Consider the following 22,382-nt stretch of genomic DNA (forward strand, 5'->3'; position numbering starts at 1 on the left):
CCGCGAGCGTCAACCCCAGTTCGTCCACGCACACCACGGTCACGGTCGTCGGCGCGGAGGACTGGGCAGGTGTGCCCATCCGGACTGTTGGGCCGGGGTGGGATGGCTGATCAGCTTGTGGGTTTGGGTGCGTCGCGGTATCGGCGGGTTCCGCGGTGTGGTGGTGGATTGTTGATGACCCGGTCGCGGCCTGCGTGTTTTGCGGCGTAAAGGTTGCGGTCGGCGTCGGCGAGCAGCCCCGGCTGGGTGGGCTGGGGGATGCACGCGGTGGTACTCGAACCGATGCTGACGGTGACGGAGAGATCCCCGGTCATCGGCTGCCAGTCGTAATTGCGGATGGCCCGGCGCACGTCGTCCAGGTGGGTGGCGACGTCGGCGGGGGCGGTGCCGGGCAGCACGAGCAGGAATTCCTCACCGCCCATGCGGGCGACGAAGCCGTCGCCGCTGATCCGGGCCAGTTCGTCGCGCAGGATGGATGCGGTGGTGGTCAGCACCTGGTCACCGACGTCGTGGGAGAGGGTGTCGTTGATGCGTTTGAAATGGTCCAGATCGGCGAGCGCGACAACCAGGGTGTTTCCGCTCGTGCGGGCGTGTTCGATGAGGCGGGGCAGGTGTTCATCGACGTAGCGGCGGTTGCGGAGGCCGGTGAGTGGGTCGCGGCGGGCTTCGTCGCGGAACGCGGCAGCTTGGTTGCGCGCTTCGGTGGTTTCGAACATGGCCTGGCGGGTGCGTGCCTGAGCTTCCAGTGCCGAGCTGCGGAGCTTCTCGACTGCGGCGTGGAACTCTTTGTGCGTTTGGAAGGCGCGGGTGGGCTCGCCGGTGGCGGCGTACAGTTCGGCCTGTTCCTGCAGGATCTTGGCGACGACTTCGGCGAAGTCGTGTTCGGTGCACAGTGCACTGGCCTGGTTCAGGGTTTGCTGAGCGAGATCGGTCTCGCCGAGGTGCCGTTGCGCTGTGGCCAGCGTCAGCAGATCCAGGGCATGGGCCCAGTGGTCGACGACGCCGGAGTATTCGTATCGTCGAAGGTTGAATCGCATGCTCTGTTCGGCCTCGGCGTAGCGACCCAGGTCGATCTGAACTTCGGCAAGGGTGCCAATCTCGTACTGGGCCAGCATGCCGAGGTCGAATGCTGAGCCCGGCGGGGTGACCGCGGCCATGAGCTGCTCAAGGATCTGCCACGCCCGCTCCGGATCGCCGGCGGTGTGCTCGGTGTCGGCGTAATTGTTGAGGATCAGTCGCAGCCAGCGTTTGTCGTCGATCTCGGCGGCGAGCCGTTCGGCCTGCTGGTAACGCTCGCGGGCCTCCTCGCGGGAGCCGAGGGAGGACAGGGCGTTGGCGAACCGCATCAGGCAACCCACCCGAGTAGCAGCCGGGGTGTCGTCTGTGAGCAATTCGACCGCACCGACCGCGTGGACGAGGTGGGCTGCCGGGTCACCGAGCTGGAGGTACAGCGTGCCGAGTGAGCTATGACTGCGGATGAGCAGTTCTCGGCGGCTGTTGTCCGCCGCCCACTGGTGGACCTCCTGAGACGTGCGGGCCCACTCGGCGAGGTCGCCTTCCAGGAGGCCCCGCATGTACATGACGTGCAGCCGGGCCCGCTGCCACAGCTCCATGTCACCGAGCTCGGCGGCCTCCCGTTCGATGTCGGAAACACGTGCCTGCATGGCCCCGTCCGGGTCATTGAACGGCAACGGCACGATCTCTATCGAGATCAGCTCGGCAAGCAACTGCTGTACACGCGACCCGGGTGGGGCCTCAAGAACCCCGCCGGTCACGACCACCTCAGCGCTCATACCGTCAGGTATCGGTTGCGTGACGATGAACCTAAGGGCCGTCCACTGCCTGCCGGTCGTTGTTTCACGCGGGCTCATTGGTGCAGGAGGCTCATCGCGACCCAAAAGGGTATCCGAGGGTTCGCGCAGTGGCGCCGTGCGCAGCGCTCAGGAAGGAATGAGGTTCGAGATGCGGTTGGGTCGGGAAGCAACCGCCAGTGCCTGACCGAGAACGTCCACCGCGTTCGTGGTCACGGCACTCTCCGTGACCTGGCACTCCGCGACAGGCGGCGGGTCTCTTCGGTATCGTGCGAGAGCCTCCCGCCCGCACGGTAACCGAACGGAATGCCCTCGGAGATAACTTGTGAACGCAGATGTCGATCTCACTCACCCGTTCGTCGGGCTCTCGCCCGAGCAGGCCGCTGCGTTCGCCGAGCGGTGGCTGCCCGCGTGGACCGGCAACGAACCCGAACGGTTGGCCGCCTTCTACACCGACGACCTGTTCTACTGCGACCCGACCGTGCCTGCTGGGCTGGTCGGCAAAGCGGCGTTTCTCGACTACCTGCGGACCCTGCTGCGGCACAATCCGCGCTGGCGGTGGACCCACCGGCACGGGGTGCCGATGCGGGACGGGTTCGTCAACCACTGGCACCTGACCGCCCCGGTGGGCGATATTGACGTCGAGGTGGACGGCGTATGCCTGGTCCACTTTCGAGACGGCCTGATCAGCCGCAACGAGGTCTACTTCGACCCGTCCCGCTTGGTCACCGCAATCGGGGACTGGAACGCCCGCAAGCCGGGTCGCGGTCGGGACGGCTCACAGCACGACACCAGATCTGTACGCAGCTGACCTTGAGGTCCGAGCGCCCCCTGTTCTCCATGATCCACCTGGCACACAACCCTGGGTCGAGGCGGTCCCAGGGCGTCGCTAATCGGCTGCCGGGCGGCGGCGTGTTCGACGGGCGACCAGCACGCCGGTCAGTACGCCGCCGACCAGCATGCCGCCGAGCGTCGCGCCGATCAGCGTCCAGCCGGACTGGTCAGTCGATTCCGCGGCGGCGGGCCGCGGAGCAGGGGACGGCTCGTCGCCGGAGTCCGGGATGGTGATGTCGTCGTCCTCGGTGGGGTACGCGGACGGGTCCTGCGAGGGGGACGGGGGCGGCGGGGGCGGCTGTTCGATGCGTACCAGGGAGATCTTCGCATTGGGATCCGCCGACTTGTCCTGGCCCCGCACAGTGATCGTGACGGGCTGGGTGCCGATGTAGGTCTTCGGATGGCCCTCGTCCGAGGTTTGTAGCCCGTTGTTGTCCCGGATCGCTACCAGGGTCAACCGGCCGGGTGTCGTGGCGCGTAACACGAACTTGGAGCTGCCGGTGTCTGCCACGTCGGGGTCGTCGAATGTGGGCTTGAGGCAGTCGGCCACCTTGTGGTACTTGTCCGTCACCCTGGTCTGGTATTCGCCGTCCACGAGCGGCGGCATGCGGTCGCCGACCATCTGGAACAGGCACATCCGCGACGTTCCGAGGCCAGCGTCGTCGCCCAACGTGACGGTCACATGGATGTCCTGGCCGACACTGACCTGCCGCTCGCGGATCGTCAGGTCGTAGGAGGACTTCGCAGAGGCGGGGGAGGGTAGCGTGGCGACGGTCAGGATCCCGGCGAGCCCGGCCAGTGCCACGTGGCCCACCCGCCGGCGGGTGCGTCGGGCGCGGCCGTGCGGGGGTGGCGGCACGGGCGTCCGCGGTCGAGCGTGCGTCGGCACTTTCCGGCACCTCCACTGTGGGTGACACTGTCGGGACTACGCGATCATGGCAAGTCCACGCAAGCGGTCTCTTTCGCTGGCCGGGTTGTCGACTACGACGAACGCGGAGCCGCGCTCAGCTCAGCGGGTGACCCGGAACCCTCGGGCGGGGCGGGGCGGCGGCGAATAGCTACTTCGACCTGAAAAATCGGGTTGAGTGTGCGGGCTGCGGGCTGCGGGTCGGTGGTTGTGGCGCATGGATGAGCCCGAGGGGTGGGGGCGCCGTGCGGCGAGGTTGCTGATCTTCACGAGGTACTGGGCGAGGACGTCGAGGCCGCACCAGGTAGCGCGGCGGCCTCCGAGGTGGTTCCGGCCTGGTAGGTCAACTGCCGCCTGCCCCAGCTTGGCCTAGAACATTGCAGAGGGCATTGACGAAGCTCGTAGTCCTGATCGGACAGCACGACGATGCAGCAAGCCCCCTATGCCAGCGATATAGGTAGTTGGCCGCCGCGCGAGACTCCAACAGGGCGCGTGGAGTGTAGCCCGTGGCAGCCCGTGCCTAACGCGAACCCTCGCCTGGCGCCGGATCTCGTCGTGCCATCATTCGACGAACCTTGATCCGACAGTGAGGACATTGGACATGATGAGAAGTTCGCGGGCCACGAGCGTGTCCCGGCGGATGGCCGGCGCGTTGGCGGTGGTGGCGGGTCTGCTGACCGTGACCGTGTACGCGCCGGTGGCGGCGGAGGCGGCGCAACCCACGGACTGCAAGTCATCACCGCCGACCGAGGGGCAGCTCGACCGGCTGAAAGTGAAAGTGAAGCCGCAACCCGAACCGAAGATCATCGACCCCACCACCAAGAAGCCGATCGTGCTGCGCGGGTACAACTGGGGCGAGTGGGACACGGCCCAGTTCCCGAAGGATCCCAACGAGAACGTCGCCCAAGGCGCCAACTCCGTGCGAATTCCGCTGCGCTGGTGGGGTGACTACAAGACCTCAGGCGTCGACAGCTATGACAAGACCGCAACCACGACTGGGTACATCAAGCCTTGCCACCTCCAGCTGCTCGACGAGACGATCAAGCAGGCTGTGGACAAGCACCTGTGGGTGATCCTGTTCGTGGACTCTGACAACGGCCAGGGTTCGGGCGCGGACTCGACGAACAACTTCTGGAACCCGAAGAACAAGGACAAGCGGGACCAGTTCAAGGAGCTGTGGCGGTTCCTCACCAAGCGGTACCAGAACACGCCGTACATCGGGGCACTGGAGATCCTGCCCGAGCCCAACCTGAACACCACCGGCAAGGACAGCCCGTCGCTCCAGGACGACTCGGACGTCAAGTCGTTCTACGAAGAGTTCATCGGGGTGATCCGGGGGATCGACCGGGACACGCCGATCGTCGTGGGCCCGAATGACCTGTACAACATCAAGCGGCTCAACAACGTGGTCACCAACGTAGACGACAACATCATCTACACCGGCGACTACTTCATCCACGACAAGGCGCCGCTCGACCGGACGCAGGACCTCAGCGAATTCCAGCGCACGTCCAACGCCCCCGTGTGGATCAACCAGGTCGGCATCGAGAGCGGCGCCACCGAGGACTCGGACAAAGGGCGCAGGGGCGAGGCGACTCAGGTGCTGGACGACCTCAACAACAAGGGCATCGGCTGGTCCTGGTGGACCTACCGGGTTCGCGCCACGAGGGCGGACACCCACGGCATTTACTACGTGGACCCGACCGATGCAAACAAGTGGATTCGTAAGGACAAGTGGTACAAGCTCGTTGGTGACCACCTCCAGCAGCACTGAGGATGGTCTGGCATCCGGCCCTGTGATTCTGGTCGCCAGCCGCACTGCGGCCAACTCCCTCCTCCACGGTTGAAGCGGATTTAGGCGAAGGCCATCAACGGTGGGTGCGGATCCCGGTCGAGCCGCGAATGCAGTCCTGGGTGCCTCAATGACCATCGGAGCGAGAGGTACTCGCCGAGAGTGATCGTGAACGCGGGTGCGCGGGCGTCGACATCGGCGCTCGCCACTTGCGTTTGGACCCGAAGCCCAGCCGTTGGTCCGGTCTCTGCTGCCTTGTCCGGCAGGGCCAGGCGGGCCAACGGCGGAAATGTCGACCCTGGCCCGGCCGCACGCCGGTAACCAGATCCCGCCATCGCGGAGAGCGGCACTCTTGTGTCGTCTGCAAGCGGAATCTGACCTGGAACCCGGCGGTGCCACGGTGTGGTCCCCACGGCAGCGGCGCGGCGGCGGTCCCGCCGCGGTCACCGGCCGCGTAGTGCCGGCGTGGTGCTTCCGGTACGGGTTCGTAGCAGCGTCCGCAGGGTGTGCGCGTGTTCGTAGCCGACCTTGCGGGCGATCGCGTCGAGCGACAGGTCAGTGGTCCGGAGCATATGGGTGGCCTGTTCCACGCGCACGGCCTGGACGAACCGCACCGGCGAAATGCCCAGGGTGCGGCGCACGGCCCGTTGGAGGGTGCGTTCGCTGATGCCGAGCGCGCGTGCGGCGTCACCGACGGTGAGCGGTTCGCCCAGGTGGCGCCGAACCCAGCGCTCGAACGCGGCCACGGTGGGGTCGTGGTTGGCCAGGGCGCCGGGGATCGCATACGCCGACTGGGACGGACGGTCGTCGACCACCAGGTACCGGGCGACGAGATCGGCCAGCGTGTGACTGCGCATCCGCACGATGGCGAGCGCGAGATCGATGTGCCCGAACGCGGCACCCGCGGTGACCACCCCGTCGGACATGGCGACCATCCGCGAATCGTCGAGGGTGACGGCTGGGTAGCGCCGTCGGAAGACCGGCGCGAGCCACCAGCTCGTGGTGGCTCGCCGGCCGTCGAGCACGCCCGCCTCGGCGAGCAGGAAGGTGCCGGTGCACGCGGAGGCGACCGGGGTGCCCCGCGACCGTGTGGCGGTCACCAGCCGCCGCACCGCCGCCGAATCCGGACCCGACACGTGGGCGACGAGCGCGTCCGGTCGCCGCTCGGCGAGCGCCGGTACCACCAGGAGGTCGACGTCGGTCGCCGCGTCCACCGGTGCGGTGGCGACGACGTGCCCGGCGCCGGTGCGGACCCGGCGGCGGAAGCCGACGGTGGTGACCCGCCAGGCGGGCGGTGGATGGGGGATCTCGCCGCGCATGGCGTTGGCGGCCTCGAGCACGTCGAGCAGCGCCGAGATCCCTGAGTCGAAGACGCCGTCGTAGGCCAGCACCGCGAGATCCATGTCGGAAACGATACCGAACATGTCGTTACCGACACTGTGCCGCGGTATCCGGGGTGGCTACCTTGAGTAGCGCCGGAAGCGGCGACGAACGATTACGACTATCGGGAGGAACGACCATGACTGTTGGACTGCTGGCCCGCATCGAGGCCAAGCCGGAGCACGCCGCCGAGGTCGAGGCACTGCTGCGAGACGCGCTCGAACTGGCCAGGGCCGAGGACCACACCGTCACCTGGTTCGCGTTCCGGCAGGACGCCACCACGTTCGGCGTCTTCGACACCTTCGAGGATGAGCAGGGGCGAACCGGCCACCTCCAAGGCCGCATCGCCGCGGCGCTCGCCGCAGCCGCCCCGACGATGCTCGCGTGCGACCCGGAGATTCGCCCCGTCGACATCCTCGCGGCAAAGCTTCCCTGAAACGGCGTGGTCCCGGAGCCGGGGCACACCGACCGACGACCGCACAGGCAACCGCCGCCAGCACAGCGAGGGAGACACACCGTTCATGACAACGTGCACCAGCACCGACGGCACCGCCACGCGTACCCGTGTGCACACCTGGTCGCCGCCGACGTCATCCGCCGACGCCGCCGGCCGCAGCGGGCTTGAGCTGCTGCGCCTTGCGCTGGTCGGTGAGCTTCCCGCCGCCCCGATCTGCGGCACGCTCGGGTTCCGCCTGGTGGAGGTGGCCGCCGGGCGGGCCGTCTTCGACGGTGACCCGGGCGAGCATCTGCTCAATCCGATGGGTACCGTCCACGGCGGCTTCCTGGCCACCCTGCTCGACTCCGCGCTCGGCAGCGCGGTGCTGACGGCCCTGCCGGCCGGCCGCGCCTACACCACCGTCCAGCTCGGGGTGCACCTGGTACGCCCGGTGCTGCCCGACACCCCGACCCTGCGCTGCGAAGGCGAGACCGTTCACGTCGGCCGGACGACCGCGACCGCACAGGCACGCGTCGTCGGCGCCACCGACGGCAGGTTGTACGCGCACGGCACTGCGACCTGCGCGATCCTGGCGTTGCCGGCGCGGACCTGAAACGGCGCAACGATGACGGCAACCACCGCGGTCAACCTCAAGGGCCATCGGGGCGACCCGGCGTACGCCGACGTGGTGTACGTCGGGCGCGCGATGTACCGCGGCGGCTGGCGGCTGGCTGCCTCCCCGCTGGCCAGCCCGTACCGTCCGGGGCCCGACGGTACCCGGAAGCAGGTCGTCGAGAAGTACCGGGAGTACCTGCTCAGCCGAGCCGACCTCCTCGCCCTCCTGCCGGGGTTGCGCGGGCGCCGGCTCGGCTGCTGGTGCGTACCTGAGCCCTGCCACGCCCAGGTGATCGCCGAGTTGGCGGACACCAGGCCGGCTCCGTCCGGCCGGGCGCCACGCAGCACGGGGCCACCGCCGCCCGGCAGCGGTCCCGGTTCGTAGCGAACTGGCCTTCGGCCAGGACCGGCTGGCGAGTTGGCACTGCCCCGACGCAGCAGGATCCTCATCCGTCTCGATCGGCTACCGATGGACGCGGCACTCAGCAGGCCGGCACCACCCCGGTGACGGCTCGATCGGGCTCATGCGAGTCCGGTGACCACCGACTCACTCGACCGGGTGCCGCCGAGACTGATCGCGGCGGCTCAAGGGATCGGTTCCACAAGTCCGACCACGGCACTCGTCGGTGCTGCGGCCTGGTCGAATGTCACGCGGTTCCGTCCGCCTTCCTTCGCCCGGTACAGGGCGGCGTCGGCCCGGTTGAGCGCCTCGAGGAGGTCGAGCTGCCCGGCGTCGAACAGGCAGACGCCGAGGCTGATGGTTACCTTCACCGGGCCGGCGTCGGTGGCGACCGGGGTGTCGGCCACGGCCCGCCGCAGCCGTTCGGCCAGCGGTGGAACAGGCTCGGACACGAGGATCGCGAACTCCTCACCGCCGTAGCGCCCGAGCCGGTCCGTGGCCCGCAGGGTCTGCCGCAGCCGCGCGGCGACGGCCGCGATGACCTGGTCGCCCACGCGGTGACCGTACCCGTCATTGATCTTCTTGAAGTGGTCGATGTCGAGCATGACGGACATCAGAGTGGCGCCCGTCTCGCGGCCTCGCGCCAGGTCGCGTTCCGCAACGGCGAAGAAGTGGCGGCGGTTGGCGACCTCGGTCAGCGCGTCGGTGGTGGCCATCTGCTCGACCTGAGAGAACAGGAGTGCGTTGTCGTAGGCAACGATGCCCTGCCCGGCGAGTGCCGCGGCGAATTGAACCTCGGCCGGTCCGTAGGCGTCGGGTCGCTGGGCGGTCAACACCACCGCTCCCAGGGGGCCGGTGCGGGTGTGCAGCGGCACCGCGAGCCAGGACGTGTTCGCAGCGAGCTCGCCGAACACCAGGGGTTCGTCCGGTGCGGTGTGTCCGCTGCCGGCCGTCGGCGACGTGGCAGCCAGCAGCCGCTCCACACCAGGTGCCGACGCTGCCACCAACCGCGGCTCGGTGGCGGGGTCGATGCTCGAGGTCACCACGAGCTTGTCGTCCTGGATCCGGATCAGGCAGGAGGCATCACTCGGGAGCAGGCGGGTGAACATCAGGCGTAGGCGGTGCAGCACACCGTCGGGATCCAGGGAAGTGCTCAGCTCGAACATCGCGTCGCGCAGCTTGTCGGAGACGTCGCGCTGCTGTTCGGCGAGCTGCACCGCCACGGCGAGCTGGGCGGCGCGGGCGGTTTCCAGCGCAGCCGCAATGTGGTTCGTCATCGCAGTGAGGATGCCCACGTCGGACGCGGTGAACATTCCCTTCGCCACCCGGCTGTCCAGGTAGACCACGCCGAGCATCCGGCCGTCGAATCGCAGCGGTGCGGCGATGATGCTGCGCAGGCCGTGCGCGACGGCGCTCTTCGAGCCCAGTGCCGCACCTTCGTCGGTGCCGGTCACCACCACGGCCTCGCTGGTCTGACGCACCCGCTCCACGACCGTGGATCCATAGTCGGAGAGGACGTCGAGGTCCGCCCCGGTGGCGTCGCGGCCACGGTGCGGCCGCAGCCGCCCGTCGCGGTCCGCGAGGAAGAGGTACGCCCGCTCGGCGGAGAGAATGCTGATCGTCTCGTCCAACGCCGCCCGGGTCAGCTCGTCGGGATCCAGGATCCCGGAGGCAGTGATGCTGAGCTTCTCCAGCGCGGCCAGCCGGCGGCCCTCCTCGCCCGGCGTGCTGGTGCTGATCGACGTGCTGAAGCCCCGCACCAACGAGCGCGCGTGGGAGCCGCTGACGCTGGCGGTGTCCAGCTCGAACTCGGCGTGGATCCACGCCGCCCGGTGCGGAAGGTCGAGTTGCTGCGCGATGGACAGCGCGGTCTGCGCCGCGGCAGTGGACTCGATGGCGCGGCCGAGTTGGGCCAGCGCGCGAGCGCGCAGCCGCGCGGCCTCGAAAGCGGCCAGCGGCACGTCCTGCGTCGTCAGCAGGCGATCGACGCCGGCAAGCCGCTCGACCGCGCCCCTCGGATCGCCCGTCAGCAGCCGCAAGTGGGCGCGTCCCACCAGGTGGTGGGCCTTGAGCTGCGAACCGGGCCCTGACCCCCAGGCGACCTGACGCAGCACCCGAAGCGCGCGCCGCGCTTCGGCCAGGGCGGGTGCCAGGTCGGCGCCGGTGGCGGCGCGGGCCTGTTCGAGCCGGCCATAGGCGACGTACGCCCAGAGGCCACGCAGGCTTTGCATCACGGTGATCGGATGGAAAACTTTCAGCTCGGCGAGTTCGGCGGTGATCCGGTCGAAGACATCGCCGTACTCGCGTTGTTCCACGGCGAGGATCGCGCAGGCGTTGAGCAGGTAGATCCGACCGGCGGGGTCGCGGAAAGCGCCGTTGTCGGCATCCAGCAGGCGCAGGCTCGCGGCGGCATCGACCGGTCGGCCCGACGCCGCGGCCAATGCGGCGCCGACGTGGCCGACGGGATGGGCGCTGAGGTCGGTCGCGCCCAGCCGGGCATGGGCGCGCTGGGTCGCCGCAGCCGCCTCGGCTGCCCGTCCCCGCAGCAGCAGCCGGAAGCTCGACGCCTGGGCGATGTCGATCGCGTAGACGAATTCGGTGAAGGCGCCGTACTGTTCCAGCCAGCGCAGGAGCATCTCGGTGTCCGGGTCCACACTGACCTGGGTGGACACCGTCTGGCGCAGACTCTCGATATAGGCGACCGCCGCCGGATCGCCCTGCCGCCGAGCGAGCGCCGTGGCCCGGTCCATGCCACGTGACCTCCGATGCCCGACCAGGAGCCAGATCGTCCCGGCCACGGAGCCCAGGGCCCGCAGATACTCGTGCGACGGGCCGAGCCGGGTCGCCGCGTACCGTCGCCGGGCGTTGAACACCAGGCTCAGGCCCGGGGTCAGTCCGCGCACCGCCGCGTCGAAGCCCGTTTCGTAGAGGTTGGCGCGCTGTCGGTACCAAGCCTGCCGCGCCGGGTCCTTGGTGCCGAATCCGATGCCGGTGCGTTCGATGACGACGGCCGACAGGTACAGGGCGACGGCGGTCAATGCCCGCCACACCCGGTTTCCCGGCATGGGCCTGCCCAGCTCGGTCATCGCCCGGGTGACCGCGTCCACCGCGGTAGTGGTGTTCCAGTACGCGACGTGCTGCTTGGCCTGCTGCTCCAGGATGCGGGCCCGGTCGAGTCCGGTAGGTGCGGTGCCCAGCGCCAAGGTCAGCGTCTCGAGCGCCTGCGCGAGGTGACCCGCGTGGTGGTACGCCATGCCGAGGGCCTCGTGCATCGCGCTGTGCTCGGCATCGGTCGGCCCGTCGGCATAGGCGATCGCCGCCTGCAGAAATTCCACCGCCTCAGCTGCGCCGTGCTCGGCCAGGGCCAGCTGCCCGGCGTCCCAACAGGCGGCCGAGGTGCGCGCGCGGTCGAGGTCGGGGTGGCCCCGCATGAGGTGGCGCGCCAGCGCGTACCGCTGAGAGGGTTCCGTCACGTCGGCGTCGATCGCGTCGGCGGTCTGCTGGTGCCGGTCCCGCAGTTGGTCATCGGGCAGTTCGTCGAGCAGCGCTCGACGGATCCGGTCGTGGACGAACGCGTACCCGTCCTCGCACCGGACGAGGATGCCGTGGGTGACGGCCTGGTCGAGCAGGACGGCGCCGTCGTCCGCCGTCAGGCCGGAGATCTCGCAGGCTGTGGCAGCGGTGAATCGCATTCCCACCACACCCGCCGCGGTCAGCAGGTCCCGGGTCCGCATGCCCAGTTCGTCAAGGCGACGCTGCAGCAAGCCGAAAACGTCGGTCGGCAGATCAAGGTTTTCCAGACCGGCCTCGTCCAGCGCCCAGGTGCCCCAGCGTGGCAGGAGCAGCCCGGCGTCGAGGAGGGCGCCGACGTACTCGATGACAGCAAGTGGGGTGCCGCCGCTTCGGGCGACGATGCGTTCGACCAGCGACGGCTCCAGGCGCAAACGGCCGGTGAGGCTAGTGACAAGCCGGACAAGGGCATCCTCGTCCAGCGCGCCCAGCGTCAGGTCGACATCGGCCGCGTCGGCCGGTAGGACGGCAAGCTGGTCCGGCTCCGCGGCGTCGTCGAGGGTGAGAATCACGAGCAGCGGCACGTCGGCCAACTGCGACACCACCAGTTGCAGCACGCGCACGGTGGCGCTGTCGGCCGACAGTGCGTCGTCGCACACCAGCAGGGCGCCGCCGGCGGCACGGGCGAGGTCGACGAGGAAGCCGGCGACCGCCCGGATGAATCCGTCCTGCTGATCGTCCGCCAGGTCGTCGCCGTCGGCGAAGATCTCGGCGAGGGTGGGGGTGAGCCGGCGTAGGTATGGCCCGGAGCGACCGGCTGCCGACCGTACCCAATCGACGGCTTCGCCCTGGGATCCGTCGTCGCGGCCGACGGCCGTCCTCAGGTACCGCTCGACGGCGCCGGCCAGTGGCGCGAGTGGCGTGGTGGCATCGCCGCAGGCGGCCGTCAGCACCGGGAGGCCGGTACGTTCCAGCTTCGCCGCAAACTCACCAGCTAGGCGCGTCTTGCCGGTGCCCGACCCGCCACGAACGACGGCGAGCCCGCCGGATCCGGACAGCACCCGCGTCCACCGGCCGTGCAACTCGGTCAGCTCCGCCTGGCGGCCCAGGAAGCCGGCTTGGGGGCGATCGGCGCGCTGTGCGTCGCCGCGCCCGAGCGGGAAGTCCACCGCGGGGTCGGAGGCGAGCGTCCGCAGGTCAGCGATGAGGCTCGCGCAGGTGGCGTACCGGTCGTCCGGGTCCTTCGCCAGCAATCTGGCGATGATCTTCACGAGCGTGGGCGGCAGGTCGCCGCGCGTGGCGAGCAGGTCAGGCGGGGCCATCGTGGCGTGCATCCGAAGGAGTTCGCCGACATCGGGTGTGGAGAACGGCACCTGACCGGCCGCGCACTGGTAGAGAACCACGCCGAGGGAGTACAGATCGGCGCGGGCATCGACCGGGCGCTTGAGGGTGCCTGCCTGCTCCGGGGCGCTGTAGGTCAGGGTGCCGGCCACCACGCTTTCGTGGTCGGCGCCGGCGCGGGTCGCCATGCCTAGGTCGATCAACCGGGCCTGCCCGCCCGGGCTGAGCAGGATGTTCTGCGGCTTCACATCGCGATGCACCAGGCCGACCCGATGCAGCGCCGCCAGCGCCTCGGCCACCTCGACACCCAGGTGGAGGATGCGCTCCGCTGCCAACGGACCCGATCGCAGGGTGGCCGCGAGTTCCTCGCCCGTGATCAGATCCATGATGAGGTAAGGCTGGCCGGCGACGTCACCGACGTCGTGGACCGTCGGAAGTCCGGGATGACTCGCCAGCGCCAACAGGGCTGCTTCGCGGCGGAAGTCCGCGAGGATCCGGCGGTCGGCGCCCACCGGCCCGTGGAGCGTCTTCATTGCGAGTTCGGTGCCGTTGTGGTGTACGCGGTAGACCACGCTCTTAGCCCCGCGGCCCAACTCCGCCAGCACGGTGACGCCCGGCACGGCGGGTGCGCCGGCCGGCATCTCTCCGATGCCGGCCGGGCGCCCACCACCGTGACCCAACGCGCTGTTCATCGCCCAGGAAATCGGCAATGACCCCGCAAACCTGCGAGCAAGCGCCAGCCTCAGGTGTGACCGACGGAACGCCCAGCCGGGAGTGGGGAGGTCACGAGCTGTCGGGAAGCGGCTCGGCCCGTCGGTCGGCGCGGTCCTGGTTGAGCGCGTTGGTCAGTTGCCCGAGGGAGGTGATCAACCTGGCGTACCCCATGGTGCTGCACTCCAGACCCAACGAACCGGTCATACCACTACCTTGCAGAGGCCCAGGGGAACCTGGTCTCGATCAGGTCCCCGTGCCTGTCATGCGGAGGTGCGGGACAGCCGTTCAAGGACATGCACCTCGTCGGTGATCGTGGCCACCTGGCCGGCCGCCTCCTGGACGCTGAGCGCGATCTGCCGCACCGAGGTGGACTGCTCCTCCAGGGCCGCTGCCAGGGAGGTGTTGTGTGCGGCCAGTTCGCCGACGCTGGCGGTGATCTCCGAGACGCGCTCCACGGCCGCGGTGACCTGGGCCTGGACCTCGCCGAGCGTGCGGGCGATGGTCTCGGCGTTGCCGCCGGACTGGTGGGCGAGATCCTTGACCTCGCCGGCGACGACCGCGAACCCGCGTCCCGCTTCACCGGCCCGGGCTGCCTCGATCGTGGCGTTCAGGGCGAGCAGGTTGGTCTGCTCCGCCACCCCGTGGATGACATCCGAGGCCGCCATGATCTGCTCGCTGGACTTCTCCAAGGCGCGCATGAGGTCGGACGCGTTGTCGGCCTTGCCCGCGACCGTCGAGGTGATGTCCTCGGTGAGGTGCGCGGTTCTGGTCAGCTCCTGGATGGCCTGCGACATCTCGTCGCTGGCGGTGGCGACCGCTGAGGTCTGCCGCCGCACCTGCTCGGCGGCCTCCGCCAGCACTGCCCCCTTGCTGGCGATCTGCTGCTGGAGTTCCTGCCGCGCGGTCAGCTCCGCGTCGGCGGCGGCGATGCGCTCCTGGTCGGCGAGCTCCCGGTCTGCGGCCGCCTGCGCCTGCGTCGCGGCTGCGCGCTGCTCGGAGGCGGTGGCAGCGGCGCTCGCCGCGTCCATCCAACTGCGCAGGACGTGCATGGTGATGCCGATGGCGGTCACACACGCCCAGCCCGACAGCATGACCGAGAGGGCTTCCGGCAGCGGCTCGGAGATCAGCAGGGGCCCACCGATGCCGACCCCGCAGAGCGCGGAGTTGATCACCAGGTCGCGCCGGTCGAGTGCGAAGCCGACCCACATCATCAGCATCGCGGCGCCGGTGATCACCATGACCCGGTTCTCGGCGCCACCCAGGCCAGTCATGAAGAGATTTGCGGTGGCTATCACGGCCGTGGATCGGACGACGATCAGGGGAAGCCGGCTTAGCTTGATCGCGAACATCGCGAGGGCCACCGCGAGAGCAGCGACCCCGGAGATCGCAACCAACCACCGTGCGGCGGTGTGATCGATGCTGGGGATCGACACGAGTGCAGCAAGTCCCCAGACCACCCACAGCGGCGGCAGGAGGCTGCCCGACAACGTCAGGTCCTCGGACGGCCGTGGTCGCACAGCGGGTCCCGGGGCGGGCGACGCGGGGGGCATGCTTGGGCGCTCGATCTGGTCTGTCACGTCCGTTTATCGGCGGCTCGGCCAGTGGCAGGAGTAGACGTGGGCAAGTAATGGCGTGAGGGTGAACACCACTGTGCCGGTCCGTCTGACCGACGGGCCGGTGGCGAGCTGCGCTGAGCCGGTGGCGCCGACTCCACCCCCGTTGATGGAGTCGGCGCACCCGGTCTCAGAGCCGAGCCACCCGCCGGCGGGCGACCGCACCGCCGCAGGCGACGACCGCCAGTGCGGCTATGACCACGGCGGCTTGCCCGTAGGCGCGGAGTCCGATGAGGTCCCAGTACACGGGTACGGTGCCGCCGACGACGATCACGGTGCCGGCAAGCCACCACGTCGCCGCCACACCGATGCGGGGATCGACGAACGTCCACCCGGCGGCCAGGGCGCCCAGGCCGGCCAGGACGACCATGATGACGGCGTCCGGCACGTCGATGCCCTCGGGTAGCAGGTCGGGCACCAAGGGAACGGCGGCCACCGCGAACAGGGCGGCCAGCCACCACCACGATCGGCGGGCCTGGGCGGGCCGGGCCACCGTGGCCAGTACGGTCAGCGCCACCGCCGCGATCAGGTTCTGCATCCACGGTTCGCGCAGGTCCATGGGCTCGCCGTGCACAAAGGACTCCCAGGGGATGTAGTCCATGACGTGGTGCACGACCACGGCGGCCCACATGACCCCGGCCGCGATCAGGAACCGTCCCCGCAGCGCGAACGGGACCGCCAGCACCGTCAGCGTGAGCCACGCGAAGAGCAGCGGCCTCGTGGATCCGTCGTAGCGGAACCGGAGCCACTGTTCGAACCCGCCGGCGGCCACCGAGTACATCAGCAGGCCCAGGACCGCCACCTGGAACCCTTGGGCCCGCATCGCGCGACCGCCCCGGCGCTCGGCGAGGGTGCGGGCGCGGAGTCCGGCCAGCACCAGCGCGAACGCCTGCCGGGGGTCCGGCCACCGCTGGCCCGGGCGCGCGGATTCGAGTAGGGTGCCGACGAGTTCGTCGCCGAACCGGGACCGGTCGGCGGCGGGGTAGCTGCGCAGCAGGTGGCCGTACCGGCGTTCCAGCACGTTGTTCATGCCGTCACCGCCGCGCCGAAGCCCCGGCGGTCGGCGCGGGCGTGCTCGGTCACCACTCGGGCGGCGGCGACCATCCGCTGCGCCTCCGCGCGCAGGGCCGCCTGTCCGTCGCTGGTCAGTCCGTAGTACCGCCGTGCGCGGCCGTTGACGACCTCCTCACGGACGTTGCGTACGTAGCCCTGGTCGTGGAGCCGGTCGATGGCCGCGTACAGGGTGCCGGCCGCGAGTTTGACCGATCCCTGCGACAACTGTTCGACCTGCTGGATGATGGCGTACCCGTGCCGTGGCTCGTCGAGCAGTGACGCGAGGATGAAGTACGTCTGTTCCCGCATACTCATGACCGAACTATATACAGTCATGTTGACTGACCATGGGCGGGGTGCGTTCAGCGGCGGAGCCAGCGCACCGGGGTCTCGCCGACTCAGGACATGTTCTCGGCGGAGCAGGCGTGTATGGGACGGCCCCTGCCGAGGGCCGCCCCATGCACGAGCGATGTATCAGCCGCAGGTGGCGTTCTTGGTGTCGACCGAGGACGCTTGATCGTTTCAGACGGCAGGACATTCTGGATGGTGGCACCCAGCGGACGCATCAGGTGACCGGCGCCGCCCCCGTCGAAGTCCACCCACCAGCACATGGTGGCCGCCCCGTAGTCGCCGCCGATGTCGTTACTCCAGGAACTCATCACGTCGTTCCAGTTGCCGGCGCCGCGCGGGACATCCCTGAGATTGATGAACCCCGGCCGGAACAGCACATCCTTGTCGAACGCGGCGATGTCGCCACCGCCGTCGCCGTCCGAGAAGAGGCAGAGCACTCCGGCGCCGTAACACCGGTTCGTCGTGGCGAGCGCTCCTCCGTTGCTCGCCGCACGGGCACTCGAGGCCCGGAACTTGCCGGCCGCGGCATCCGCGGATGCTTTGGTCGCTGCGACGATCGTGATGTTTCGGCCGTGCAGGGTCGTCTTCTCCACGTACCTCGTGGCCGCAGTCGCGGCGGAATGACTGGAAGTGGCCCCGGAAACGGCAGGCGCCGCCGATCCCGCCGTAGCGTTCCCGGCTACCGCCATCGCCGTGAAGAGAGCGGTAACCGCCGCGATCCTCAGACCGTGGCGCGTGAGCCTGGTCAACAACATGTGTTCCCCCATTCGTTGAACTGCCCGGGCTTGCCGGGAGCGTCCTGTCGACCAGACCTGGGCCCGATTTCTGCCAACATCGCCGGCATTTCGAGCTCAGCGTCTGTCCTGGAACTCCAAGATCGGGTTGGTGTGGCGCAACACCGAAACGCGTCCACCTGGTGAGGCGCCGGATGACCCGGCGATGGAAAGATCTTGTAGACGGCCGACAGTTGCCCCACTCGGACCGTCTTCGGTGGCTCCACCGTGGTGGAGGCGTCCGGTGATGTGACGGCTTGATCTGGCCCTACCTGGGTCGCCCGCAGAGACTCAGATCAGTTACTGGGCGTTCAGGCCTGCACCCGGCCGGAGACGGCGCCGTTGCGGGCGATCCCCTGGATCAACGTGAAGTATTTGCCCGAGGGCGCAGACGCCCTGCCGCAGTCGCCGCTGGACCCGTCGCTGTCGTTGACATCCATGTATTCGCCGGTGTTCAGCCACCCGCGGGCGTACACACCGACGCCGTCCGCACGGGTGTCACACGCGGCCAGCCAGGTGTGGTTGTTGTACACCTCGGCGAATCCCAGCTGGACGCCTCCGCTGACGATTGGCGCGCGCACATCGTGCGCCGACGCCGGGGACGCGCCGAGTAGCACCGCACCCGCAACCCCCGCACTCACGGCGGCCAAAACTGCACGGGATTTGCTTCGCATCATTTTCTCTCCTTAGGTCGGACATTCCCATGTGGGATGCTGAGATGAGCCCCGCGATAGTTGTCGCCTTCGTAACCTTCTTCTGCCCTGGCCGTCCCCATAGGACGGCGCCAGACAGCTGCCGGTGTCGGGCGGCGCGGACCTGCTCACCACGGACGTGGACGAGCGCGACAAGCCGTTCCTGCGGCTGCCGGTGGCCTGCGCCGCGGCGCGGCACCTGCCCGACCCATGCGAACATCTGGGCGGACATGTGCCCGACGACGTCCGGGGCTCCTGTTTCCACTGCACCGGACAGGTGCCCCGGAAGTGTTACCAGCCACATTGCCCAAGGCGCCGTTCGGTGCCCCGGCTCGGGGTCCTTACTGTTTCAGGACCTGCAGATCCTCTCGGTGACGATCAAGTCGACGCCGTTGACCGACATCACCCCTTGCACGCACTGCCGCGGATACGTGTTGTTCCATGCGAACGAACGGCTCTGGTTGGCCGCAATGGTGACGGCGCCGTTGTCCGAGTGCGGGACGCCACTGGCCGCGGAGTTGTCGTAGTAGAGGAACCGGATGCTGATCGGGTCGCCGCTCCGCTTGTCGTACCTCTCGTCAACCCCCGTGTAGTTGTTGATGAAGCGGATGCAGAGCTGCCCGTTGTCGAGCCCGTCGCAATGCCACACGCCGTCGGGAAGCAGCCGGGTCGTTGCCGCCTGATGGGATGCGGTCGACAACGCACGCACCTCCGTCGGCTTGCTACCCGCCGATGCGGCGTACGCGGGCGAAGCCACGGCGATGGCCGAAGCCATCGCCACAGCAGAGAAGATTGACCCCGTCTTGCTCGCCATCGAGTTTCTCCCTTGTCGGTAGGACGGTCGCTCCGATACCGAAAATAGGCGCCTCAGATACTTTTGTACGTAAATATAGGTATGGCCGAATTCCTTGACAAACCTGGCCGATAGTAAGAAAATCCGGCGCCGTCGGCCGGGGGGAGTGACGTCATCAGCCTGGTCGGGTGGCCCGCCCGCTGGGTGCGAGGGGGAGCCGGGCAGGTGTCCGGCGGAGGCCGGGACACCTGCCCGCTGGCGGGGCGGCCGGGCAGGCGCGTGCCCTGGCAATGTCCCCACTGACCCTTGCGTTCGGGCTGTCCGTGCGTTTCCATGCCCGGGCCATCTCCGGCGATCTGACCGTTGTGCCGGCCGGGTGCGGTGTCCGGGTAGACCCATGGGGACACGCGGTTACAGGAACTGGTCGGCCATCGTCGGCGCGAACGGGATGTCGATGACGAACCGGTGTGGTCGCCCGGCCGGGTAGCGGATCGGCACTTTCCCGTTACGGCGTACCAGGTGGGCGAAGTCGTCCCGGCCCTGGCCGATGAACCGGTACTGTCGCTCGCCGGTGTGCTGACCGTCCGAGTCGCGCCAGCTCAGGAAGACCGTGTAGCGGGAGCTGCCGGGGCCCTTGCTGCCGGCCTGGTAGAGATAGTCGCACCACACGACATCGGCGATCGCGTCGACAGCGCGGCGACGCATCATTCGCACGCGCGCCCGTTGTACCCAGCTGCGGGCCCGATGGCAGACGACCATCCCTGTGACGACCCCGACGCACGCACCCACGCCCAGCAGCCACGGGATCTCGTGTCCACCGTTGTATCGCGGAAGCAGGCCGTAGCCGAGCGCTGTTCCGCCGAGCATGCCGCCGAAGACGATGGCGGCGAACACGGTGAGCATCACCACGCCCCACAGCAGGTCCGCGCCTACCCGCGTCAGCGTGCGGCGCCGGGTCATGCGAGGCGGGGTCCATCGTTCGGGGCGGTCGGGCACCTGGCCATGGTCTCACCGACGCACGTACGGGTTGGCATGCCCGAACCCGTCCCCAATCGCCCCAGAAGACCAGACAACAGCCCGCCGGTCAGGCAGATGCCAGCGTGTACGACGTCTTCGCGGCGGCGGCGGCCACTCCCGAGCGGATCAGGCTCCGGGTACGGGGTTCCACTGCCGCCGATGACTGCCCGCCCACAGCGTCGGCGCGAAGCGGTGTACGGCGCCCTCGACGACCTCCGCCATCCCGGCCTCCGGGAGAACGAGCCGATACCGGCACGGCGGAGGATCTACGAGCACCGGCCGCTCGGTTTCCGGCACGCGAGTCAACCGGTCCAGGCGGTCATCCAGCAGCGGACCGGTCGCATAGACCTCCAGCGCGTGCCCGAGCACGGGTCTGACCGGCTGGGCGATGCCGGGAGCGGGCGACTGCTTCCAGGTGATCGCGACGGCGCCGAGTTCGGTCCACGCGCAGATCAGCCGTGGGTCCGGTGCGTCCGGGCCGTACCACCAGACGCCGCTGGCGTCGATCAGGAGCCCTTGCGACCGCCGCGTCTTCACCAGGGCGGCGCCCATCAGGACCACGGGTAGCGAGAACAGCCCGGTACACAGCCACGCCATGACGGTCTCTGTGGTGCCGGCACCGTCGATCATCACCTGGTCGGGAAACAACGCGGCGGATCCGGCGATCACCGCGAGGATCGCCGACAGGCCGACCCCGATCCCCGCGGACGACAGCGACACGCGAAAGTCGACGCGGGTCGCGTCCTCGGCCGGGCGAAGCAACATGCCAGCACGATAGAGGTGGCCCACGCCTCCGCGCTGACCCCCACAGCGACCCCGTTCAACGCCAACTCCGGGCAAGCCGGACGAAGACGTCGTCACCCGTCCGAGTTTTCGGGTCGCATTGTGCCGGGGCCAGGGCGCCTCGCGCTGCCCCGGACCCCGACGGTGTGCTTCCGGCGACCGGCGGCTCGGGACCACGAGGCACCCGCCGGGTGGAGGTTTGGGTAGCCTGCAGCACCGATGCGGGCGGTAGAGGAAACGGGGGCGCAATGACTCGAGGTGTTCGACGACCGATCGCCGGGATTGCCACCGGCGTGGCAACCATGGCGCTGCTGAGTTCGTTGACGGGGTGCGGGGACAAGCCGCCGTCTTCCCCGATTGCTCCCCTCTCGCCGCTCCCGTCAGCATCGGCCGCTTGGCCCGCCTTGCCCGACTCTGACAAGTTCGATCCACCCACGCGGTTCGACGCCGCGGCGGGTGGGCTGCTCGACGTGACGGCCGAGCCCGCCGAGGTGCTGCTGCACCAGAACACCGTCGTGGTGCCGATGCATCGGAGCGACGGACTGGCGAACGAGGAGGTACGGCTCGTCGACGCCGGTACCGGCAAACTCCGTACCGTGGTCAGGGCGACCCACCACCTGCCGTCCGGCTCCCGCGTCGAGGTCCGCCCGGCTTTGGTGGCCGTGGATGGCACCACCAGCGTGCTCATCCCGTTCCTCGGCGAAACGCCGGGTGAGGGAACCACACCGGGACGGTTCGTCATCGAGTTGCTGTCGGTCGACCCGGTGGCGGGCACGACCAACTGGACCACGACGATCACGATCGCTCCGCGAACCGAGGCTGCCCTGCCATCGGACACCGACGTGTCGGTGGTCGGCGCGACGGACGGAATCGGGATCATCCGGTTGTCCTCGCGCAACGACGAAAGCCGCGCCTTGGCCGTCAACCTGACAACCCACACGGAGGCGTGGAGGACACAGGGATTCGAGGCCGTGGCGGTGGCCGACGGCGTCGTGGCCGGCACCAAACCCGACAAGCACAGCAAGTACGACGAGAAGATCCTGGGAGTGGACGCCCGAACCGGGCAGCAGCGGTGGGTGTCCCCCCGGAACACCTCCGTGGTGACCGCATCGTCCGGCGGCCCCACGTACTTCGTCGCCACGGGATACGACAACGACGGCGACCGGCCCTTTTTCGACGTCATGGCGACGGCCACCGGGCGGGTGGTTCGCTCCACGCTGAATCTGGGGGCGGAGCGTCGGCATCTGTCGGCCTGCCGGTACGACGACAGGTCGACGACCGTCTGTGGAAGTCTCGACTGGGTGGGGGCGCTCGACGCGACCACGGGGCGGTGGCTGTGGTCCTTCACGAAGGACAACGGCCGGCTGGTGCCCACTGTGACCGGTGCGTGGCACGGGGCGGTGTATGGGCGTACCGACAACGGCCCGCTGGTGCTGGACGCGCGCACCGGGGCGGACCGGGAAACCCGGCCGGGCGTCGCACCTTCGGTGGTGAACGGGCGACTGGGCGTCGGCCCGAGCAAGTACGGATCCGGCGCGAGCGTCTACCCGGCGCTCGGCTGACGCTT

The 22,382-nt window shown here is 69.1% G+C and carries 19 protein-coding genes; 6 read left to right on the forward strand and 13 right to left on the reverse strand.

The genetic code is table 11. The annotated features are described in order from the left end of the window. Positions 1 to 110 precede the first annotated feature (110 nt). Complete coding sequence (locus ACMCNK_RS33570; RefSeq protein WP_412740337.1) at positions 111 to 1,781, reverse strand: diguanylate cyclase; 1,671 nt, start codon at positions 1,779 to 1,781, stop codon at positions 111 to 113. Between the two features lie 355 nt (positions 1,782 to 2,136). Between ACMCNK_RS33570 and ACMCNK_RS33575 the strand changes: the two genes are divergently transcribed. Then, positions 2,137 to 2,622: a nuclear transport factor 2 family protein gene (locus ACMCNK_RS33575; protein WP_412740338.1), complete on the forward strand. Its 486-nt coding sequence runs from the start codon at positions 2,137 to 2,139 to the stop codon at positions 2,620 to 2,622. A 78-nt stretch (positions 2,623 to 2,700) separates the two neighbouring features. On the opposite strand, the gene ACMCNK_RS33580 is transcribed toward ACMCNK_RS33575, so the two are convergent. Next, positions 2,701 to 3,450, reverse strand: coding sequence for a hypothetical protein (locus tag ACMCNK_RS33580; RefSeq protein WP_412740339.1), 750 nt, complete (start codon positions 3,448 to 3,450; stop codon positions 2,701 to 2,703). A gap of 703 nt (positions 3,451 to 4,153) precedes the next feature. Here ACMCNK_RS33580 and ACMCNK_RS33585 point away from each other — a divergent pair. Continuing rightward, positions 4,154 to 5,326: a glycoside hydrolase family 5 protein gene (locus ACMCNK_RS33585; protein ID WP_412740340.1), complete on the forward strand. Its 1,173-nt coding sequence runs from the start codon at positions 4,154 to 4,156 to the stop codon at positions 5,324 to 5,326. Between the two features lie 461 nt (positions 5,327 to 5,787). Here ACMCNK_RS33585 and ACMCNK_RS33590 read toward each other — a convergent pair whose 3' ends face one another. Further along, positions 5,788 to 6,747, reverse strand: a complete 960-nt coding sequence (locus ACMCNK_RS33590) for a GlxA family transcriptional regulator (RefSeq protein ID WP_412740341.1) — start codon at positions 6,745 to 6,747, stop codon at positions 5,788 to 5,790. 116 nt (positions 6,748 to 6,863) lie between these two features. Between ACMCNK_RS33590 and ACMCNK_RS33595 the strand changes: the two genes are divergently transcribed. The 3 genes from ACMCNK_RS33595 to ACMCNK_RS33605 all read left to right on the forward strand — a co-directional run bounded on the left by ACMCNK_RS33595 (position 6,864) and on the right by ACMCNK_RS33605 (position 8,160). Further along, complete coding sequence (locus ACMCNK_RS33595) at positions 6,864 to 7,160, forward strand: putative quinol monooxygenase (protein ID WP_412740342.1); 297 nt, start codon at positions 6,864 to 6,866, stop codon at positions 7,158 to 7,160. 85 nt (positions 7,161 to 7,245) lie between these two features. After that, positions 7,246 to 7,773 carry a PaaI family thioesterase gene (locus tag ACMCNK_RS33600; RefSeq protein WP_412740343.1) on the forward strand — a complete coding sequence of 176 codons (528 nt, stop codon included), beginning with the start codon at positions 7,246 to 7,248 and terminating at the stop codon, positions 7,771 to 7,773. A 12-nt stretch (positions 7,774 to 7,785) separates the two neighbouring features. After that, a complete protein-coding gene (locus ACMCNK_RS33605) occupies positions 7,786 to 8,160 on the forward strand; it encodes a DUF4326 domain-containing protein (protein WP_412740344.1) in 375 nt (124 codons plus the stop codon). A gap of 200 nt (positions 8,161 to 8,360) precedes the next feature. Here the strand turns inward: ACMCNK_RS33605 and ACMCNK_RS33610 are convergent, their stop codons facing one another. The 10 genes from ACMCNK_RS33610 to ACMCNK_RS33655 all read right to left on the reverse strand — a co-directional run bounded on the left by ACMCNK_RS33610 (position 8,361) and on the right by ACMCNK_RS33655 (position 20,797). Then, the gene (locus tag ACMCNK_RS33610) at positions 8,361 to 13,718 is read right to left on the reverse strand and encodes a diguanylate cyclase (protein WP_412740345.1); all 5,358 of its coding nucleotides are present in this window, start codon (positions 13,716 to 13,718) and stop codon (positions 8,361 to 8,363) included. Between the two features lie 91 nt (positions 13,719 to 13,809). After that, positions 13,810 to 13,944, reverse strand: coding sequence for a hypothetical protein (locus ACMCNK_RS33615; protein WP_412740346.1), 135 nt, complete (start codon positions 13,942 to 13,944; stop codon positions 13,810 to 13,812). A 56-nt stretch (positions 13,945 to 14,000) separates the two neighbouring features. After that, positions 14,001 to 15,011: a methyl-accepting chemotaxis protein gene (locus tag ACMCNK_RS33620; protein ID WP_412740347.1), complete on the reverse strand. Its 1,011-nt coding sequence runs from the start codon at positions 15,009 to 15,011 to the stop codon at positions 14,001 to 14,003. 472 nt (positions 15,012 to 15,483) lie between these two features. Next, positions 15,484 to 16,383: a hypothetical protein gene (locus ACMCNK_RS33625; RefSeq protein ID WP_412740348.1), complete on the reverse strand. Its 900-nt coding sequence runs from the start codon at positions 16,381 to 16,383 to the stop codon at positions 15,484 to 15,486. Further along, positions 16,380 to 16,721, reverse strand: a complete 342-nt coding sequence (locus tag ACMCNK_RS33630; RefSeq protein ID WP_412740349.1) for a PadR family transcriptional regulator — start codon at positions 16,719 to 16,721, stop codon at positions 16,380 to 16,382. Before ACMCNK_RS33630 ends, ACMCNK_RS33625 begins: the two co-directional genes overlap by 4 nt. Before the next feature lie 83 nt (positions 16,722 to 16,804). Continuing rightward, entirely contained in the window at positions 16,805 to 17,350 is a 546-nt protein-coding gene (locus ACMCNK_RS33635; protein ID WP_412740350.1) for a peptidase inhibitor family I36 protein, read from the reverse strand. Between the two features lie 491 nt (positions 17,351 to 17,841). Continuing rightward, on the reverse strand, positions 17,842 to 18,204 hold the full coding sequence (locus ACMCNK_RS33640) for a hypothetical protein (RefSeq protein WP_412740351.1): 363 nt from the start codon (positions 18,202 to 18,204) through the stop codon (positions 17,842 to 17,844). Positions 18,205 to 18,571: 367 nt separating this feature from the next. Beyond that, positions 18,572 to 19,036, reverse strand: a complete 465-nt coding sequence (locus ACMCNK_RS33645; protein WP_412740352.1) for a hypothetical protein — start codon at positions 19,034 to 19,036, stop codon at positions 18,572 to 18,574. Positions 19,037 to 19,426: 390 nt separating this feature from the next. Next, entirely contained in the window at positions 19,427 to 20,011 is a 585-nt protein-coding gene (locus ACMCNK_RS33650; RefSeq protein ID WP_412740353.1) for a hypothetical protein, read from the reverse strand. A 147-nt stretch (positions 20,012 to 20,158) separates the two neighbouring features. Continuing rightward, positions 20,159 to 20,797, reverse strand: a complete 639-nt coding sequence (locus ACMCNK_RS33655; protein WP_412740354.1) for a hypothetical protein — start codon at positions 20,795 to 20,797, stop codon at positions 20,159 to 20,161. Positions 20,798 to 21,219: 422 nt separating this feature from the next. Between ACMCNK_RS33655 and ACMCNK_RS33660 the strand changes: the two genes are divergently transcribed. Continuing rightward, entirely contained in the window at positions 21,220 to 22,377 is a 1,158-nt protein-coding gene (locus tag ACMCNK_RS33660) for a hypothetical protein (protein ID WP_412740355.1), read from the forward strand. Positions 22,378 to 22,382 lie beyond the last annotated feature (5 nt).

The organism is Krasilnikovia sp. MM14-A1259, from assembly GCF_047159535.1.
Classification (GTDB): domain Bacteria; phylum Actinomycetota; class Actinomycetes; order Mycobacteriales; family Micromonosporaceae; genus Actinoplanes.

Bases quoted from the DNA above. Each gene is read 5' to 3' on its own strand.
- ACMCNK_RS33625 (WP_412740348.1), bottom strand. From the start codon at position 16,383: ATGAACAACGTGCTGGAACGCCGGTACGGCCACCTGCTGCGCAGCTAC.
- ACMCNK_RS33600 (WP_412740343.1), top strand. From the start codon at position 7,246: ATGACAACGTGCACCAGCACCGACGGCACCGCCACGCGTACCCGTGTG.
- ACMCNK_RS33590 (WP_412740341.1), bottom strand. From the start codon at position 6,747: ATGGATCTCGCGGTGCTGGCCTACGACGGCGTCTTCGACTCAGGGATC.
- ACMCNK_RS33645 (WP_412740352.1), bottom strand. From the start codon at position 19,036: ATGGCGAGCAAGACGGGGTCAATCTTCTCTGCTGTGGCGATGGCTTCG.
- ACMCNK_RS33610 (WP_412740345.1), bottom strand. From the start codon at position 13,718: ATGAACAGCGCGTTGGGTCACGGTGGTGGGCGCCCGGCCGGCATCGGA.
- ACMCNK_RS33615 (WP_412740346.1), bottom strand. From the start codon at position 13,944: ATGACCGGTTCGTTGGGTCTGGAGTGCAGCACCATGGGGTACGCCAGG.
- ACMCNK_RS33605 (WP_412740344.1), top strand. From the start codon at position 7,786: ATGACGGCAACCACCGCGGTCAACCTCAAGGGCCATCGGGGCGACCCG.
- ACMCNK_RS33620 (WP_412740347.1), bottom strand. From the start codon at position 15,011: ATGACTGGCCTGGGTGGCGCCGAGAACCGGGTCATGGTGATCACCGGC.
- ACMCNK_RS33630 (WP_412740349.1), bottom strand. From the start codon at position 16,721: ATGAGTATGCGGGAACAGACGTACTTCATCCTCGCGTCACTGCTCGAC.
- ACMCNK_RS33655 (WP_412740354.1), bottom strand. From the start codon at position 20,797: ATGTTGCTTCGCCCGGCCGAGGACGCGACCCGCGTCGACTTTCGCGTG.
- ACMCNK_RS33595 (WP_412740342.1), top strand. From the start codon at position 6,864: ATGACTGTTGGACTGCTGGCCCGCATCGAGGCCAAGCCGGAGCACGCC.
- ACMCNK_RS33585 (WP_412740340.1), top strand. From the start codon at position 4,154: ATGATGAGAAGTTCGCGGGCCACGAGCGTGTCCCGGCGGATGGCCGGC.
- ACMCNK_RS33640 (WP_412740351.1), bottom strand. From the start codon at position 18,204: ATGCGAAGCAAATCCCGTGCAGTTTTGGCCGCCGTGAGTGCGGGGGTT.